The 15,522-nt window shown below is 61.8% G+C and carries 13 protein-coding genes; 9 read left to right on the top strand and 4 right to left on the bottom strand.

Features of this window, described 5'->3' with window-relative positions:
• Window positions 1–225 precede the first annotated feature (225 nt).
• Window positions 226–1,092, bottom strand: a complete 867-nt coding sequence (locus tag B0G82_RS05715; protein WP_121306902.1) for an AraC family transcriptional regulator — start codon at window positions 1,090–1,092, stop codon at window positions 226–228.
• 280 nt (window positions 1,093–1,372) lie between these two features.
• Here B0G82_RS05715 and eat point away from each other — a divergent pair, with 280 nt between their 5' ends.
• Genes eat through eutC form a run of 3 tightly spaced genes read left to right on the top strand, consistent with a single transcriptional unit; the run spans window position 1,373 to window position 5,008 of the window.
• Window positions 1,373–2,776: an ethanolamine permease gene (eat, locus tag B0G82_RS05710; protein WP_106283980.1), complete on the top strand. Its 1,404-nt coding sequence runs from the start codon at window positions 1,373–1,375 to the stop codon at window positions 2,774–2,776.
• Between the two features lie 43 nt (window positions 2,777–2,819).
• Window positions 2,820–4,214 carry an ethanolamine ammonia-lyase subunit EutB gene (locus tag B0G82_RS05705; RefSeq protein ID WP_121306901.1) on the top strand — a complete coding sequence of 465 codons (1,395 nt, stop codon included), beginning with the start codon at window positions 2,820–2,822 and terminating at the stop codon, window positions 4,212–4,214.
• Window positions 4,211–5,008, top strand: coding sequence for an ethanolamine ammonia-lyase subunit EutC (gene eutC / locus B0G82_RS05700; RefSeq protein WP_121306900.1), 798 nt, complete (start codon window positions 4,211–4,213; stop codon window positions 5,006–5,008). Before B0G82_RS05705 ends, eutC begins: the two co-directional genes overlap by 4 nt.
• 5 nt (window positions 5,009–5,013) lie before the next feature.
• Here the strand turns inward: eutC and B0G82_RS05695 are convergent, their stop codons facing one another.
• Both B0G82_RS05695 and adh read right to left on the bottom strand, forming a co-directional pair.
• Window positions 5,014–5,409, bottom strand: a complete 396-nt coding sequence (locus B0G82_RS05695; RefSeq protein ID WP_121306899.1) for a DUF779 domain-containing protein — start codon at window positions 5,407–5,409, stop codon at window positions 5,014–5,016.
• Window positions 5,410–5,473: 64 nt separating this feature from the next.
• Window positions 5,474–6,994, bottom strand: a complete 1,521-nt coding sequence (gene adh, locus B0G82_RS05690) for an aldehyde dehydrogenase (RefSeq protein ID WP_121306898.1) — start codon at window positions 6,992–6,994, stop codon at window positions 5,474–5,476.
• A 334-nt stretch (window positions 6,995–7,328) separates the two neighbouring features.
• On the opposite strand from adh, the gene B0G82_RS05685 reads away from it, so the two are divergent.
• On the top strand, window positions 7,329–8,378 hold the full coding sequence (locus B0G82_RS05685) for a helix-turn-helix domain-containing protein (protein WP_121306897.1): 1,050 nt from the start codon (window positions 7,329–7,331) through the stop codon (window positions 8,376–8,378).
• Between the two features lie 43 nt (window positions 8,379–8,421).
• Here B0G82_RS05685 and B0G82_RS05680 read toward each other — a convergent pair whose 3' ends face one another.
• Entirely contained in the window at window positions 8,422–10,521 is a 2,100-nt protein-coding gene (locus B0G82_RS05680; RefSeq protein WP_121306896.1) for a heavy metal translocating P-type ATPase, read from the bottom strand.
• A 331-nt stretch (window positions 10,522–10,852) separates the two neighbouring features.
• Between B0G82_RS05680 and cadR the strand changes: the two genes are divergently transcribed.
• The 5 genes from cadR (at window position 10,853) to B0G82_RS05650 (ending at window position 15,418) form a co-directional block, all read left to right on the top strand.
• Window positions 10,853–11,284, top strand: a complete 432-nt coding sequence (cadR, locus tag B0G82_RS05670) for a Cd(II)/Pb(II)-responsive transcriptional regulator (protein ID WP_012431139.1) — start codon at window positions 10,853–10,855, stop codon at window positions 11,282–11,284.
• Window positions 11,285–11,400: 116 nt separating this feature from the next.
• Window positions 11,401–11,601 carry a hypothetical protein gene (locus B0G82_RS05665; RefSeq protein WP_012431140.1) on the top strand — a complete coding sequence of 67 codons (201 nt, stop codon included), beginning with the start codon at window positions 11,401–11,403 and terminating at the stop codon, window positions 11,599–11,601.
• Between the two features lie 43 nt (window positions 11,602–11,644).
• A complete protein-coding gene (gene dbpA, locus B0G82_RS05660; protein WP_106283970.1) occupies window positions 11,645–13,048 on the top strand; it encodes an ATP-dependent RNA helicase DbpA in 1,404 nt (467 codons plus the stop codon).
• 302 nt (window positions 13,049–13,350) lie between these two features.
• The gene (locus B0G82_RS05655; RefSeq protein ID WP_121306894.1) at window positions 13,351–14,505 is read left to right on the top strand and encodes a pyridoxal phosphate-dependent aminotransferase; all 1,155 of its coding nucleotides are present in this window, start codon (window positions 13,351–13,353) and stop codon (window positions 14,503–14,505) included.
• Between the two features lie 124 nt (window positions 14,506–14,629).
• On the top strand, window positions 14,630–15,418 hold the full coding sequence (locus B0G82_RS05650; RefSeq protein WP_116148707.1) for an ABC transporter substrate-binding protein: 789 nt from the start codon (window positions 14,630–14,632) through the stop codon (window positions 15,416–15,418).
• Window positions 15,419–15,522 lie beyond the last annotated feature (104 nt).

Below are 15,522 nucleotides of genomic sequence, written 5' to 3'. Positions count from 1 at the left end.
CGCACAAAAGTTGTCCCTGGCTCCGTGTTCCTGTCCGAGCGGGCTCCGCAGGGTTATCGATTCCGCAGTGCCTTGATCCGTATACGAAGTTTCAGGTTATCCACAGCAGGATGCGAGGCTTGTTAACTATTACTACGTATACATATACAAAGACTATAAAAACCAGAGAGGCACCCGCGCGGCACGCTGCACAAGCGAGCAGAGCAGAGCCGGGCAGGTATACGCTCAAGCAAGCGGTAAACAAATCTCCGTGACGAGATCAGCGGGCGCCGTATCCTTCGGGCTATTCAAATACTCTTCGAACACCGGCGCATCGGCCGCTTCTCGCCCGGACTGCACGAGCCACGTTCCGTACAGCCACTCATACGCGGCACGCATATCGCTATAAGGTCCGCGATGCCTTAACACCGCATACTCACCGCCCTTCACCTGCACCACCGAAACCGGCGGACTCACCGTCACCGATGCCTGAACCGGATGCGGCAACAACACACCAGCCTTGGACCGCAACTCACTCTCCGCGACAACGCCAGGATCGTCGTAGTAAACGCCGACCATGCGCATCTGCCCTGCAAGTAAATTGTGTTTCGCGAGCCAGCCGAACAACGCATCGAACGCCTTACCGATCTGCATATACGGTCCAACGTGATCGACCGACAAAACTTCTATCGGCTCCACGTGACGAATCACCACTTCACGCATCGTCATTTGATCGTCTCCTGATAGCGCCGGCCGGAACCGGCTATGGGTGCCTTGCTTGCGATACTGCGCCGGCGGCACGCCGAACACCGCACGAAAGGTGCGAGAAAAAGATTGCAGACTGCTGTAGCCGGAGCGCTCGGCGATTTCCACAATCGGCATCGAACCGTTCGCCAGATAGCCCGCCGCGCGATGCAGCCGTAAACGTCGGACGGTAGTGGCCACCATCTCGCCATACATCGCCTGATAAATCCGGTGCCAGTGATACGGCGACAAACAGGCGATTTCCGCCAGACGATTAATGTCTAGCGGCTCGTCGAGATGATCGTAAATATGGTCGAGCACTCGGCCGAGCCGGGTTTCGTAGCGAGCCCGATTACCTGATTCATTCATGGCTGGGTGAATAAAAAACGAGTACAAAATGAGCACAAATATTGTCGAACGGATGCGAACGAAAGTACCACGTCCCCATTTACCAAATCCCGCGAACTTCAGTCGAATGCCCGCTGAACGTGATACTCAATTAAGTGCCCGCTGACACCGAACCGCCAGAACTTTGCCGAATTTCGATAACACCTCGAATAATGGCTCACTACCATCGGCTCAAGCCTGTCCGCCCGTGCACCGCAAAGCCTTGCGGCGTCGGGCTGCCGGCACTATCAGGGAGCGTCCGATGAAATCAGAGTCGAAGAATCAGCACGTCGGCAAAGTCACGCATCACGAGTTGAAGCAGACGCTCGGCACGTGGCAACTGTGGGGCATCGCGGTCGGCCTCGTCATTTCCGGCGAATATTTCGGTTGGAGCTATGGCTGGGCGAGCGCCGGCACGCTCGGCTTTGTCATCACGGCGATTTTCATTGCCGCGATGTATACGACGTTCATTTTCAGTTTCACCGAGCTCACCACGTCGATTCCGCATGCGGGAGGTCCGTTCGCCTACGCCCGCCATGCGTTCGGCCCGACCGGCGGTTATCTGGCCGGTGCGGCGACGCTGGTGGAGTTTGTGTTTGCGCCGCCGGCCATCGCGCTTGCGATCGGCGCGTATCTGCACGTGCAGTTTCCGGGTCTCGAGCCTAAACACGCGGCGATGGGCGCCTACCTTATCTTCATGGCGCTGAATATCGTGGGCGTGCAGATCGCCGCGGCGTTCGAATTGTGCGTGACGCTGCTCGCGATCTTCGAACTGCTGGTTTTCATGGGCGTCGTGTCGCCCGGCTTTCAGTGGTCGAATTTCACCAAGGGCGGCTGGTCCGGTGCCGATACATTCAGCATGGGTTCGTTTCACGGCATGTTCGCGGCGATTCCGTTCGCCATCTGGTTTTTCCTGGCGATCGAAGGCGTGGCCATGGCCGCGGAAGAAGCCAAGAACCCGAAGCGCTCGATTCCGATCGCCTACGTCGCCGGCATTCTGACGCTCGTGGTGCTCGCCATCGGCGTGATGGTGTTTGCCGGCGCGGCAGGCGACTGGACCAAGCTGTCCAACATCAACGATCCACTGCCGCAAGCGATGAAATACATCGTCGGCGAACATAGCGGCTGGATGCATATGCTCGTGTGGCTCGGCCTGTTCGGGCTGGTCGCCTCGTTTCACGGCATTATCCTCGGCTATTCGCGGCAAATTTTCGCGCTGGCTCGCGCCGGCTATCTGCCGGAGTGGCTCTCGAAAGTGCATCCGCGTTTCAAGACGCCGCATCGCGCGATCATTGCGGGCGGCGTGGTCGGCATCGCCGCGATCTACAGCGACGAGCTAATCCAGTTCGGCGGCCAGACGCTGACGGCGAACATCGTGACGATGTCGGTATTTGGCGCTATCGTGATGTATATCATCAGCATGTTGTCGCTGTTCAAGCTGCGCCGCACCGAACCGAATATGGAGCGCCCGTTCCGCGCGCCGCTGTTTCCGGTCTTTCCGGCGTTCGCACTGGTGGCCGCGGTCATCTGTCTGGCGACAATGGTCTACTTCAATTTTCTGGTGGCGATCGTGTTCGCAATCTTTCTCGCACTGGGCTACGTCTACTTCCTGATGACGCGCCATCAACGCGAAGCCGCGCCGTCGGACGCCTTGCTCGAGGAATGACGGATCGAGCCGCTGCGCAAGCAGCGGCGATGGAGTCGTAAAGATGAGCTACACCGAGACGATCGGCAGCCGCACCTATCGCTTTGCCGACCTGAAGACCCTGCTGGCGAAGGCCAGCCCGCAACGCTCCGGCGACCAACTCGCGGGCGTGGCGGCCGCGAGCGAGGAAGAACGCGTCGCGGCCAAGATGGCGCTCGCGCAGGTGCCGCTGCGCACCTTCCTCAACGAGGCGCTGATTCCCTACGAAAGCGACGAAGTCACGCGTCTCGTGATCGACGATCATTCGCCGCAGGCGTTCGCCGAGATCTCTCACCTCACGGTCGGCGACTTTCGCAACTGGCTGCTGAGCAGCACAACGGATGCCGACGCGCTCACGCGTATCACCGCGGGTCTGACACCGGAGATGGTCGCGGCGGTGTCCAAGCTGATGCGCAATCAGGATCTGATCGCGGCGGCGCGCAAACGTCCGGTGATTACGCGCTTTCGCAACACAGTCGGTTTACCGGGGCACATGTCGGTGCGTTTGCAACCGAATCATCCGACCGACGACGTCAAGGGCATCGCCGCCTCGATGCTCGACGGCCTCATGTACGGGTGCGGCGACGCGATGATCGGCATCAACCCGGCGAGCGACAATCTCGCCGCGATCACCAAACTGCTGCTAATGATCGACGACTTCCGCCAACGCTATCAGGTGCCGACGCAATCGTGCGTGCTGACTCACGTCACCAACACGATTGCCGCAATCGAAAAAGGCGCGCCAGTCGATCTGGTGTTTCAATCGATTGCGGGTACGGAGAAAGCGAACGCGAGCTTCGGCATTTCGCTCGCGCTGCTGCAGGAAGCGTATGAAGCGGGACTCTCCTTGAAGCGCGGTACGGTCGGCAATAACCTGATGTACTTCGAAACCGGCCAGGGCAGCGCTTTGTCGGCGGATGCGCATTTCGGCGTGGACCAGCAGACTTGCGAAGTGCGCGCTTATGCGGTCGCGCGCAAGTTCAATCCATTCCTGGTCAACACGGTGGTCGGCTTTATCGGCCCGGAATATCTCTACGACGGTAAACAGATCACGCGCGCCGGCCTCGAAGATCACTTCTGCGGCAAACTTCTTGGCGTGCCGATGGGTTGCGACATCTGCTACACGAACCATGCGGAAGCGGATCAGGACGACATGGACAATCTGCTCACGCTGCTTGGCGTAGCGGGCATCAACTTCATCATGGGCATTCCAGGAGCGGACGACGTCATGCTCAACTATCAGAGCACGTCTTTCCACGACGCGCTTTATGTGCGCGATGTTCTCGGTTTGCGCCGCGCACCGGAATTCGAAGAATGGCTGGAGTCGATGCAGATCACCGACACGCGCGGCGCGCTGCTGAGCGCATCGACACAGCAGCCGTTGCTCGAAGGCGCGCGCGACTGGATGGGCATCGCATGAGCGACTTCCTCGAAAAGAATCCCTGGAACGCGCTGCGGCAATTCACCAACGCGCGCATCGCGCTGGGCCGCGCGGGCAATAGCTTGCCGACCGCGCCGCTGCTGGCGTTCAACCTGTCGCACGCGCAGGCGCGCGACGCCGTGCATCATCCGCTCGACGCCGACGTGCTGCACGAGCAATTGCGCGCGCAAAACTTCAAGACGCTCGACGTGCATAGCGCCGCGCCGGATCGTGAGCATTATTTGCGGCGTCCCGATCTGGGGCGGCGTTTATCGGAAGAGAGTCGCTTGGCGCTGGCAGCGATGCCGAACGATTCCCCCGAAGTGGTCTTCGTGATCGGCGATGGCCTTTCGGCGTTCGCAGCGTCGAAGCAATCGATCCCGTTGCTGCAAGCCGTCGTTCCGCGACTCACGGATTGGAAGATTGGCCCAGTCGTGATCGCGCGTCAGGCGCGCGTCGCGTTGGGTGACGAGATCGGCGAGCTGCTCGATGCAAAGTTGGTGGTGATGCTGATCGGTGAGCGGCCAGGTTTGAGTTCGCCCGACAGCCTCGGCATCTATCTGACGTACGCGCCCAAAGTGGGCTGTAGCGACGCGCAGCGCAACTGTATTTCGAATGTGCGTCCTGAAGGCCTCGACTTTCCGCTGGCCGCCCATAAGCTGCACTATCTGCTGACGCATGCAAGGCGTTTGGGTTTGACCGGCGTCGGCTTGAAAGACGACAGTGATGCGCTGCTGGCCGATACAGCAGCGGCGCCCGCCGTCAGCGACGATTCAAAATCAGGCACACCATAAAACGATCAAGCATCGGCGCGTTCCACCGGATGCGTTTCCAGCCACGCATTCTCTCCATCCTCGAAAAGACGGGAGCGCGTCAAGAACCGTAGACCACTGGGCCGCTCCAGAGAAAACATTCCGCCGTTCCCCGGCACTGCGTCGATGATCAACTGCGTGTGCTGCCAGTATTCGAATTGCGATTCGCTCATGTAAAACGGCACGCCCGCAATCGTGCCGAGTTTGACATCGGACGAGCCGACCATGAACTCACCTTGAGGGAACATCATCGGCGCGCTGCCGTCGCAGCATCCGCCGGATTGATGGAACAGCACCTCGCCATGCTCCGCGCGCAACTTGTCGATCAACTCGACAGCGGCAGGCGTTGCGATCACGCGGGCAACTTCCTTCTCATCAGCCATCACATGTCCTCGCAGAAAAAGAGCGAGCCGCGCAATGCGGCCCGCTCGAACAGGAACGCGACGCTTAGAAGAAACCGAGCGGCTTGTCGCTATAGCTGACCAGCAGGTTCTTGGTCTGCTGATAGTGGTCGAGCATCATCTTGTGATTTTCCCGTCCGATGCCTGATTGCTTGTAGCCACCGAACGCCGCGTGCGCCGGATAGGCGTGATAGCAGTTGGTCCACACGCGGCCCGCCTGAATCTGCCGGCCGAAGCGATAGGCACGCGTGCCGTCGCGAGTCCATACGCCGGCGCCGAGACCGTAGAGCGTGTCGTTGGCGATCTCGAGCGCCTCTTCTTCAGTCTTGAACGTCGTGACCGACACCACCGGCCCGAAGATTTCTTCCTGGAAGATGCGCATCTTGTTGTGGCCGCGGAACACGGTCGGCTTCACGTAGTAGCCTTTGCTCAATTCACCGCCGAGCGCATTGCGTTCGCCGCCGATCAGGCATTCGGCACCTTCCTGTTTGCCGAGGTCGACATACGAGAGGATCTTTTCCAACTGCTCTTGCGATGCCTGCGCGCCGATCATCGTCCTGGTGTCGAGCGGATGGCCTTGCGTGATCGCCGCGACGCGCTTGAGCGCACGTTCCATGAAACGATCGTAGATCTTTTCATCGATCAATACGCGCGACGGACACGTGCACACTTCGCCCTGATTCAGCGCGAACATTGCGAAACCTTCGAGCGCCTTGTCGAAATAGCTGTCGTCGGCGCTCATCACGTCGTCGAAGAAAATATTCGGGCTCTTGCCGCCGAGTTCGAGCGTCACCGGAATGATGTTCTGGCTCGCGTACTGCATGATCAGGCGACCGGTCGTGGTCTCGCCGGTAAACGCGATCTTGGCGATGCGCTTGCTGGAGGCGAGCGGCTTGCCGGCTTCGAGACCGAAACCATTCACCACGTTCAGCACGCCTGCTGGCAACAGGTCGTGAATCAATTCGACGAGCACCAGAATCGAAGCGGGCGTCTGCTCGGCCGGCTTGAGCACCACGCAGTTGCCGGCGGCGAGTGCGGGCGCAAGCTTCCATACGGCCATCAGGATCGGGAAATTCCACGGAATGATCTGGCCGACCACGCCGAGCGGTTCATGAAAGTGATACGCGACGGTGTCGTGATCGATCTCGGAGATCGAGCCTTCCTGCGCGCGCACGGCGCCGGCGAAATAGCGGAAGTGATCGATGGCGAGCGGAATGTCGGCGGCCATGGTTTCGCGCAGCGGCTTGCCGTTGTCGATCGTCTCAGCCACGGCGAGACGTTGCAGGTTCGCTTCCATCCGGTCGGCAATGCGCATCAGAATGTTCGAGCGATCGCCGGCGGAGGTTTTTCCCCACGCGGCTTTCGCGCGATGCGCCGCATCGAGCGCGAGTTCGACGTCGGCTTCGCGCGACCGTGGGATCGACGTGAAAGCTTCACCGGTGATCGGCGACACGTTGTCGAAGTACTCGCCGCCTACAGGCTTCACCCATTCGCCGCCGATAAAATTCGCATACTGCTTCTTGTACGGGAATTCGGTGGTCAGAAATTGCATCTCTGCGTGATTCATCTGTGTGCTCCTCACATGTTTGAATGGGCTATATTCGGCTCGATATATCGATTGGCCGCGAACGGCTAGAGCCAGAAGTGTGCCAATGCACCGCGCAGGTGATCCTTGCACGCGTAGCAGGCACTCGCGCACGGTAAGAGGCGTCACGCTGTTCAACCGGCGCAAGGTGAGCGTTTCGTTTCTGAGCAAGGTGTGCAGCGCTGTTCATCCATTGAACACGGGCTTTGATGTCTGCCGATACAAACGCGTGAGCAGGCGCCGGATTCGTTCGGCATGGGAATTGCCTGTTCTTTCCCCTCGATCCTCCTCGATATTCCATTTGGGCAGATCCGGTATGACGATTGATACGCTCAGCGACACCCTGTTCAGTCCGACGCTCACGCCGCAGCCGAGCTTCCGCGTGCAGACCTGCGTCGCGCACGACGCCGACGAACAGGCGCGCAATCTCCACGGCTGGAGCCAGACCTACGATCAGTTGACGGCGGGATGTTTTGTCGGCGGCCTGACGGAGTTGTGCCTCGATCACATGCAGGTGTTCGTCGAAACGACCAGTCACACGCTGCGGCAAACCTGCGAGGTGCAAAAGGACGCGTACTGGTTCGGTATCCCGACTTGCCCTGCGGGTTCGGGGCGCATCGACGCTCAGGTGATTGCCGGCGACGCGCTCGCGTTTCGTCCGGGTGGCATTGAATTCGAATTGCTGACCTCGGCGGGTTACGAGATTTTTGGCGTGGTGGTCAAAGGCGAAGTGCTGCGCCGTTACGCGGCGGAAGTGGAGCGCGTCGGGCTGGCCGACCATGTGCCGAACACGCAGGTCGTGCCGATCGGCATGGCTCGCAAGCAGCAGTTGTGCGCCACGCTGCGTCAACTGCTCGACGATGGCGCGGCGCGCGGCACGCCGCTCTCTTCGGTCGCGCGCAACAATCTGCAGGCTTCCGTGCTGGCTTTGCTCTTCGACGTCGGCGCGTTGCCCGGCTCGGAGCCGGTGGCGATGCCGGCGCGGCCACGCCGTCAGTCGATCGTGTCGGAAGCGCGCGACTATGTGCTGATCAATCGCGAGCGGGCAGTGAGTGTGCCGGAGTTGTGCGAGCAACTCCATGTGAGCCGGCGCACGCTGCAATACTGCTTTCAGGACGTGTTCGGCATGGCGCCTGCCACCTATCTGCGCGCAATCCGTCTGAATGGCGCGCGGCGCGATCTGTCGAATGCGTCGCGCGAATCGCGCTCGGTGCAGGACGTGGCGGCGGCGTGGGGCTTCTGGCACTTGAGCCAGTTCGCAACCGATTACCGGAAGCTCTTTGGCATGCGGCCTTCGGATACGTTGAAGGCCGCGATCGGTTCGCATCACCATCCGATTGCGGATGAACGCTCATTCGCGCATTGACTTCAAGGCGCGCGTCGTGCAGTCGCTACCTGTGGGCGCGCGCTCATTTGCGCAACAGCCGCAACCCGTTCGCCACCACCAGCAGACTCGCACCCACATCGGCGAACACGGCCATCCACATCGTGCCCAGACCGGTCACGGCCAGCACGAGGAAGACGCTCTTGATGCCGAGCGCGAGCGCGATGTTCTGCACCAGTACCAAATGCGTCGCCTTCGACAGACGAATGAACGACGGGATCTTGCGCAGGTCGTCGTCCATCAGCGCGACGTCGGCGGTTTCGATCGCGGTGTCGGTGCCCATCGCGCCCATCGCGAAGCCGATGTCGGCGCGTGCCAGCGCGGGCGCGTCGTTGATGCCGTCGCCGACCATGCCGACCGTCGCGCCGTCGTCCGACCACCGTGCGACTGCGTTCAGCTTGTCTTCCGGCAACTGGTCGCCACGCGCTTCGTCGATACCCACCTGCTGCGCGATCGCGGCGGCGGTGTGCGGGTTGTCGCCGGTGAGCATGGCCGTGCTCACGCCGAGCCGCTGCAATTCGGCGATTGCCGCGCGGCTCGTTTCCTTCACTGTGTCGGCGACCGCGAACAGCGCCAGCACGCGTTCGGCGTCCACCAGCATCACGACGGTCTTGCCCTGAGTTTCGAGCGCATCCAGCCGGGCTTCGAGCGACGCGGAGCAGCGTCCCAGTTCTTCGATCAGCCGATGATTGCCGAGCCAGTACGGCACGCCGTCTATCTCGCCACGCACGCCGCGTCCCGCGATTGCCTCGAAGGCGTCGACGGTGATGGGCGCCAGGCCGTCAGCTTTGGCTGCCGTCGCGATCGCCGTCGAGACAGGATGATCGGAGCGCCCCGCGAGACTCGCCGCGAGTGTGCGGCAACGGAGGGCGTCGATCTCAGCGAGTATTTCGAACTCGGTCTGTACGGGTTTGCCGTGCGTGAGCGTGCCGGTTTTGTCGAGCGCGAGCCGCGTCAGCTTGCGGCCTTGCTCGAGATAGGCGCCGCCTTTGATCAGAATGCCTTTGCGGGCCGCCGCGGCAAGACCGCTGACGATCGTCACCGGTGTGGAGATCACGAGCGCGCACGGGCACGCGATCACCAGCAGCACCAGCGCCTTGTAGACCCACGCCTGCCACGAACCGTCGAACAGCAGCGGCGGCACGATGGCCACGGCAAGCGCGACGGCGAACACGATCGGCGTATACACGCGGGCGAACTGGTCGACGAAACGCTGTGTCGGCGCCTTGGTGCCTTGCGCTTCCTCGACTGCGTGGATGATGCGTGCGAGTGTCGTGTTGCTGGCGGCAGCGGTGACACGATAGTCGAACGAGCCGGTCTGGTTGATCGTGCCGGCGAACACCGCGTCGCCCACGGACTTATCGACCGGCAGGCTTTCGCCGGTGATCGGCGCCTGGTCCACGCTCGAGCGGCCCGCGACGATTTCGCCGTCGAGTGCGATCCGCTCGCCCGGCTTCACGCGAACCACGGCGCCGATCGCAATGGCCTTGAGTTCCACTAGTCGCCAGGTGCCGTCGAGTTGCCGCACGCTCGCTTGTTCAGGCGTGAGTTGCATCAAACCCTGGATCGCATTGCGGGCGCGGTCGAGCGACTTCGCCTCGATCAGTTCGGCGATGGTGAACAGCACCATCACCATTGCGGCTTCCGGCCACTGCCGCAGAACCAGTGCGCCGGTCACCGCGATGCTCATCAGCGCATTGATGTTCAGGTTGCCGTTGCGGATGGCGAGCCAGCCCTTCTTATACGTCGTGAGGCCGCAGGAGACGATCGCGAGGATCGCCAGACCTGCAGGCAGCCAGGCCGGTGCGCCGAGCCAGCCAGCGGCCTCTGAACCTGCCGCGGCCACGCCGGCGAGCGCCAGCGGCCACCACGGCTTGGGCGACGCGTGCGGCGCAGGCGTGGCTGCGGCGTCCGGACTGGCGTCAGCGAGTTCGGGCGTGAAATCGAGCGAACGCAGCGCGGCGAGGATCGAATGGAGCGCTTCCGGCGCGTGGACGACCGTCAGGACGCGCTGCATCAGGTTGAATTCCATGCTGCGCACATGCGGCATGCGGCTGAATTTCTTGCGGATCAACGCTTCTTCGGTCGGGCAATCCATCTGCATGATGCGGATGGCGGTGCGCATGTTGCTGCCGATGGTTTCGGATGGCGGCAGGGGGGCCGCGGCGGCTGCCGTTGTTGCTGCTCCTGCGCTGCAACACGCCGCATCGGCATGGCTGTGGGCGGGCGCGTGGCTCAAGCCGTCGTGAGCATGGTCGTGATCGTGCGCATCGTGGCGATGGCCGCAGTTGGGGGCATCCGCGTCCCCTTCGTGCCCGTCCGCACGGGCTTTCGCCTGTTCAAGGCGGTCGACGTCGGCGTGGTCGGTTTGAGGCATGGTGGCTTCCTGGTTCGATTTGTGGTCTAGTAAACACCCTGAAGCCACTACAAGGTCAAGGCTGCCAGCCGGAGGGTCCATGAAAATCGGCGAATTGGCGAAAATCGCCCATTGCACGACCGAAACCATCCGTTTCTACGAAAAAGAAGGCTTGTTGCCCGAAGCGGAGCGCACCGAGGCCAATTACCGCAGTTACACGGCGAAGCATGTCGAACGGCTGCGTTTCATCCGTAATTGCCGCGCGCTCGACATGACCCACGACGAAATCCGTGCGCTGCTGCGTCTGACCGACGCGCCGGCGGACGGCTGCGGCGGCATCAATGCCTTGATCGACGAGCACATTGCGCACGTCGACATGCGCATCGACGAACTGAAGCAGCTGAAAGTGCAATTGACCACCTTGCGCGAGCAGTGCCACGGCGAACAGGCCGTGGAAGACTGCGGCATCGTGCAGGGCCTCACCGAGATGGATGTGAGCGCGCCGCGCGCGCGGCATACGCATCTCGGTTGACGTGCCGGGTTGACGTGCATCAGCCGTCGCCACCGTGGCAGCAAACGTCCCATTCACGGCCGGGCCGTCCGTACGGCTCGCCGGACAAGCAATCGAATCCAGTTGGAGAATCAAACGTGTTTACCTGTAGAAACCAGTCCTGCCAGGCGCAGTGGGAGCAATCGGACGTTGTCATCAAGAACGAAGGGCAGGGCCTCCTGTTCCGTTGCCCGATGTGCGGCGCGCGCAATTACGTCGAGCGTTTCGACGGGGACGATGGCTCGGTGCTGTACGAGCAGATCGAAGGCCGTCCCGACACCGGCCCGATGGCCGAATAATCGTTGTCCCTAGCCGCCTATCCGCTTTGCGAGTCATCACCCTATGAACAGTCCCACCACCGCCGGCGCGCCGTTTAGCCAGCTACCGCTGCCGCCCGCGACGCTCGCCAACCTGACGCAGCTCGGCTACGTCGAGATGACGCCGATCCAGGCCGCGAGCCTGCCGATCGCGCTGGCCGGCCACGATCTGATCGCCCAGGCGAAAACCGGCAGCGGCAAGACCGCGGCGTTTTCACTGGCGCTGCTGGCGCGCCTCGACGCGCGCAACTTCGCCGTGCAGGCGATGGTGCTATGCCCCACGCGCGAACTCGCCGATCAGGTCACGCAGGAAATCCGCCGCCTCGCGCGCGCCGAAGAAAACATCAAGGTGCTGACGCTGTGCGGCGGCACGCCGATGCGTCCGCAAACGGCCAGCCTCGAACACGGGGCGCACATCGTGGTCGGCACGCCCGGCCGCATCATGGATCACCTCGAGCGCGGCAGCCTGCCGCTGCAATCGCTCAATACGCTGGTGCTCGACGAAGCGGACCGCATGCTCGACATGGGTTTCTTCGACGATATCGCCACCGTTGTGAAGCAATGCCCGAAAGAGCGCCAAACGCTGCTGTTTTCGGCGACGTATCCCGAAGGCATCGTCAAGCTGAGCCAGCAGTTCCTGCGCAATCCGAAGGAAGTGAAGCTCGCCGAACGGCACGACAACACCAAGATTCGTCAGCGCTTCTATGAAGTGACTGAAGACGGGCGGCTGCACGCCGTCGGTCTGCTGCTGAATCACTATCGTCCGGTGAGCACGCTCGCGTTCTGCAACACCAAGCAGCAGTGCCGCGATCTGCTCGACGTGTTGCGCGCGCAGGGTTTTCATGCGCTCGCGCTGCATGGCGAACTCGACCAGCGTGAACGCGATCAAGTGCTGATCCAGTTCGCCAATCGCAGCTGCTCGGTGCTGGTGGCCACCGACGTCGCCGCGCGCGGTCTCGACATCGCTCAGCTCGAAGCCGTGATCAACGTGGACGTGACGCCGGATCCGGAAGTGCACGTGCACCGCATCGGCCGTACGGGCCGCGCCGATCAGGAAGGCTGGGCGCTGAGTCTCGCGAGCATGAACGAGATGGGCCGCGTCGGCAGTCTCGAACAGGCGCAAAAGCGCGAGGTCGAATGGCACAAGCTGTCCGAACTCACCGCAGCGAGCAATGAGCGGCTGTTGCCGCCCATGGAGACGCTGCAGATTCTCGGTGGCCGCAAGGAAAAGATCCGTCCCGGCGACGTGCTCGGCGCGCTGACCGGCGAGGCGGGTTTTGCCGGCTCGCAGATCGGCAAGATCAACGTGACGGAAATGTCCACCTACGTGGCGGTGGAGCGTAGCGTCGCGCGTGAAGCGTTGCGCAAGCTCAGCGCCGGCAAGGTAAAGGGCAAAAAAGTCAAAGTCCGTTTGATGGACGACGCCTGATAGACGGCGAGGCCGGTCACGAGCGCTCCGCTCGAGACTGGCCGCATCACATTACGTCATACCTCTGCAGTTCTCCGCACTTCTCGTGCGGCCTCGTTTCTTCCCCGAAAGTACCGATCCGACCGGCTTTGCCCGCGGCGGCGCGCCTTCGCGCGAGGCATGACGTAAATGCATGCCGCGCATGACAAAGTTTCGATTGTGACGGATCTTTGGCTGATGCCTAATCACCAAACCGGAAGGGACCGCCGCGCAGTTGGCTGTTCCGTGAATCCGCTGCCGGATGGAGAAAGGGAGAAAGCCTTATGCAGAGCCCCACGCATGCCCGCTCGAAGTTGCCTGACGTAGGCACGACGATTTTTACCGTGATCGGTCAACTGGCCGCTCAGCACGACGCGCTGAATCTGTCGCAAGGCGCGCCGAATTTCGCGCCGGACGCCAAACTGATCGATGGCGTAGCCCAAGCCATGCGCGCCGGTCATAACCAGTACGCGCCGATGGCCGGCATCGCCGCCTTGCGTGAAGTGCTCGCCGATAAGGTCGCCACGCTGTACGGCGTGCGCTACGACCCGGCGAGCGAAGTCACCGTGATCGCCAGCGCAAGCGAAGGCCTGTATTCGACGATCAGCGCATTGGTGCATCCGGGCGACGAAGTGATCTACTTCGAGCCGTCGTTCGACAGCTACGGGCCGATCGTGCGACTGCAAGGCGCCACGCCCGTGCCGATCAAGCTGTCGCTTGACGACTTCCGCGTGAACTGGGACGAAGTCGCCGCCGCGATCACGCCGAAGACTCGCATGATCATCATCAACACGCCGCACAATCCGACCGCGACCGTGTTCAGCGAAGCCGACGTCGAACGCCTGAAAGCCGTTACGCGCAACACCGATATCGTGATTCTCGCCGACGAGGTCTACGAACACGTGGTGTTCGACGGCGCGAAACATCAGAGCATGGCGTGTCATTCCGAGCTCGCGGAACGCAGTGTGATCGTCTCGTCGTTCGGCAAGTCGTATCACGTGACCGGCTGGCGCGTCGGCTACTGCCTCGCGCCCGCTGCGTTGATGGACGAGATTCGCAAAGTTCACCAGTTCATGGTGTTTTCCGCCGATACACCGATGCAGTACGCGTTCGTCGACGCATTGGCCAATCGTGAAAGCTACCTCGGCTTGTCCGCGTTCTATCAGAAGAAGCGCGATCTGCTCGCGGAGGCGCTGCGCGAATCGCGCTTCGAGTTGTTGCCGAGCGAAGGCAGCTTCTTCATGCTCGCGCGTTTTCGCGGCTTCTCCGAGGAAAGCGATAGCGATTTCGTGCTGCGGCTGATTCGCGATGCGCGTGTGGCCACCATTCCGCTGTCGGCGTTTTACACCGATGGTACGGACTCCGGCTTGATCCGCCTAAGCTTCTCGAAGGACGATGCGACCTTGATCGAAGGTGCGCGGCGTCTTTGCGAGATCTGATCGGAAAGACAACACGGCTCCGCGAGGCGGCTGCCTTTTTGAACGCAGTATGATCGTCGCGCGGGTACGCATTAGCGCGCCGCAAGGCGGCGTAACAACAAAATCGAAGGAAAAGGGACCTGCTATGAAATTGCTCAAGCCTCTTCTGGCGTTGGCCTGTGCATTCGCGTCACTCGCGGCGTCGTCTGGTGCAAGCGCTGCCGATACGCTTCGTTTCGGCCTCGAAGCGCAGTACCCGCCGTTCGAATCGAAAGGCCCCAACGGCGAGTTGCAAGGCTTGGATATCGACGTCGGCAATGCCGTTTGCGTTGCCGCGCATATGACGTGCAAATGGGTCGAGACCTCGTTCGACGGGCTGATTCCCGCGCTGCAGGGCCGCAAGTTCGACGCGATCAATTCGGCGATGAACGCGACCGACGCGCGTCGTCAGGCGATCGATTTCACCACCGTCGTGTATCGCGTGCCGACGCAGTTGATCGCCAAACGCGACAGCGGTCTGCTGCCGACGCCGGCCTCGCTGAAGGGCAAGCGCGTGGGCGTGTTGCAGGCGTCGATTCAGGAAACCTTCGCGAAGGCGCATTGGGAATCGGCGGGCGTGACCGTCGTGCCGTATCAGGACCAGAACCAGGTTTATACCGACCTCGTGGCCGGGCGTCTGGACGCGACGCTCGTGCTGGCGCCGGCCGGACAAACCGGCTTTCTGTCGAAGCCGAGCGGTGAAGGGTACGCCTTCGTCGGCGAGCCGGTGCGCGATGACAAGATTCTCGGCAGCGGCATTGCATACGGAATTCGCAAGGGCGATACGGCATTGCGTGACCGCTTGAATGCGGCGATTGCCAAGGTGCAAGCCGACGGCACGGTGAAGACGCTGGCCGCGAAATATCTCGGCAACATCGACGTGTCGGCGAAGTAGTCTTTTGCGTAGCTGCGGGCGTTCCGGTGTGGGGGGGCGCTCGTGAGCCTGACGTGGTGCGGGCGCGCGACCCGGAACGCAAAAAGCCCAGTCGCAAGGACCGG

Origin of the sequence: Paraburkholderia sp. BL17N1, assembly GCF_003634175.1 — a bacterium.
Lineage (GTDB): Bacteria > Pseudomonadota > Gammaproteobacteria > Burkholderiales > Burkholderiaceae > Paraburkholderia.
This window is presented reverse-complemented; position numbering and strand designations above follow the sequence as displayed.

Excerpts from the sequence above, each read along its gene's own strand:
- B0G82_RS05680 (WP_121306896.1), bottom strand. The coding sequence starts at position 10,521 with ATGCGCACCGCCATCCGCATCATGCAGATGGATTGCCCGACCGAAGAA.
- B0G82_RS05715 (WP_121306902.1), bottom strand. The coding sequence starts at position 1,092 with ATGAATGAATCAGGTAATCGGGCTCGCTACGAAACCCGGCTCGGCCGA.
- B0G82_RS05695 (WP_121306899.1), bottom strand. The coding sequence starts at position 5,409 with ATGGCTGATGAGAAGGAAGTTGCCCGCGTGATCGCAACGCCTGCCGCT.
- B0G82_RS05655 (WP_121306894.1), top strand. The coding sequence starts at position 13,351 with ATGCAGAGCCCCACGCATGCCCGCTCGAAGTTGCCTGACGTAGGCACG.
- B0G82_RS05650 (WP_116148707.1), top strand. The coding sequence starts at position 14,630 with ATGAAATTGCTCAAGCCTCTTCTGGCGTTGGCCTGTGCATTCGCGTCA.
- B0G82_RS05685 (WP_121306897.1), top strand. The coding sequence starts at position 7,329 with ATGACGATTGATACGCTCAGCGACACCCTGTTCAGTCCGACGCTCACG.
- eutC (WP_121306900.1), top strand. The coding sequence starts at position 4,211 with ATGAGCGACTTCCTCGAAAAGAATCCCTGGAACGCGCTGCGGCAATTC.
- adh (WP_121306898.1), bottom strand. The coding sequence starts at position 6,994 with ATGAATCACGCAGAGATGCAATTTCTGACCACCGAATTCCCGTACAAG.
- eat (WP_106283980.1), top strand. The coding sequence starts at position 1,373 with ATGAAATCAGAGTCGAAGAATCAGCACGTCGGCAAAGTCACGCATCAC.
- dbpA (WP_106283970.1), top strand. The coding sequence starts at position 11,645 with ATGAACAGTCCCACCACCGCCGGCGCGCCGTTTAGCCAGCTACCGCTG.
- cadR (WP_012431139.1), top strand. The coding sequence starts at position 10,853 with ATGAAAATCGGCGAATTGGCGAAAATCGCCCATTGCACGACCGAAACC.
- B0G82_RS05705 (WP_121306901.1), top strand. The coding sequence starts at position 2,820 with ATGAGCTACACCGAGACGATCGGCAGCCGCACCTATCGCTTTGCCGAC.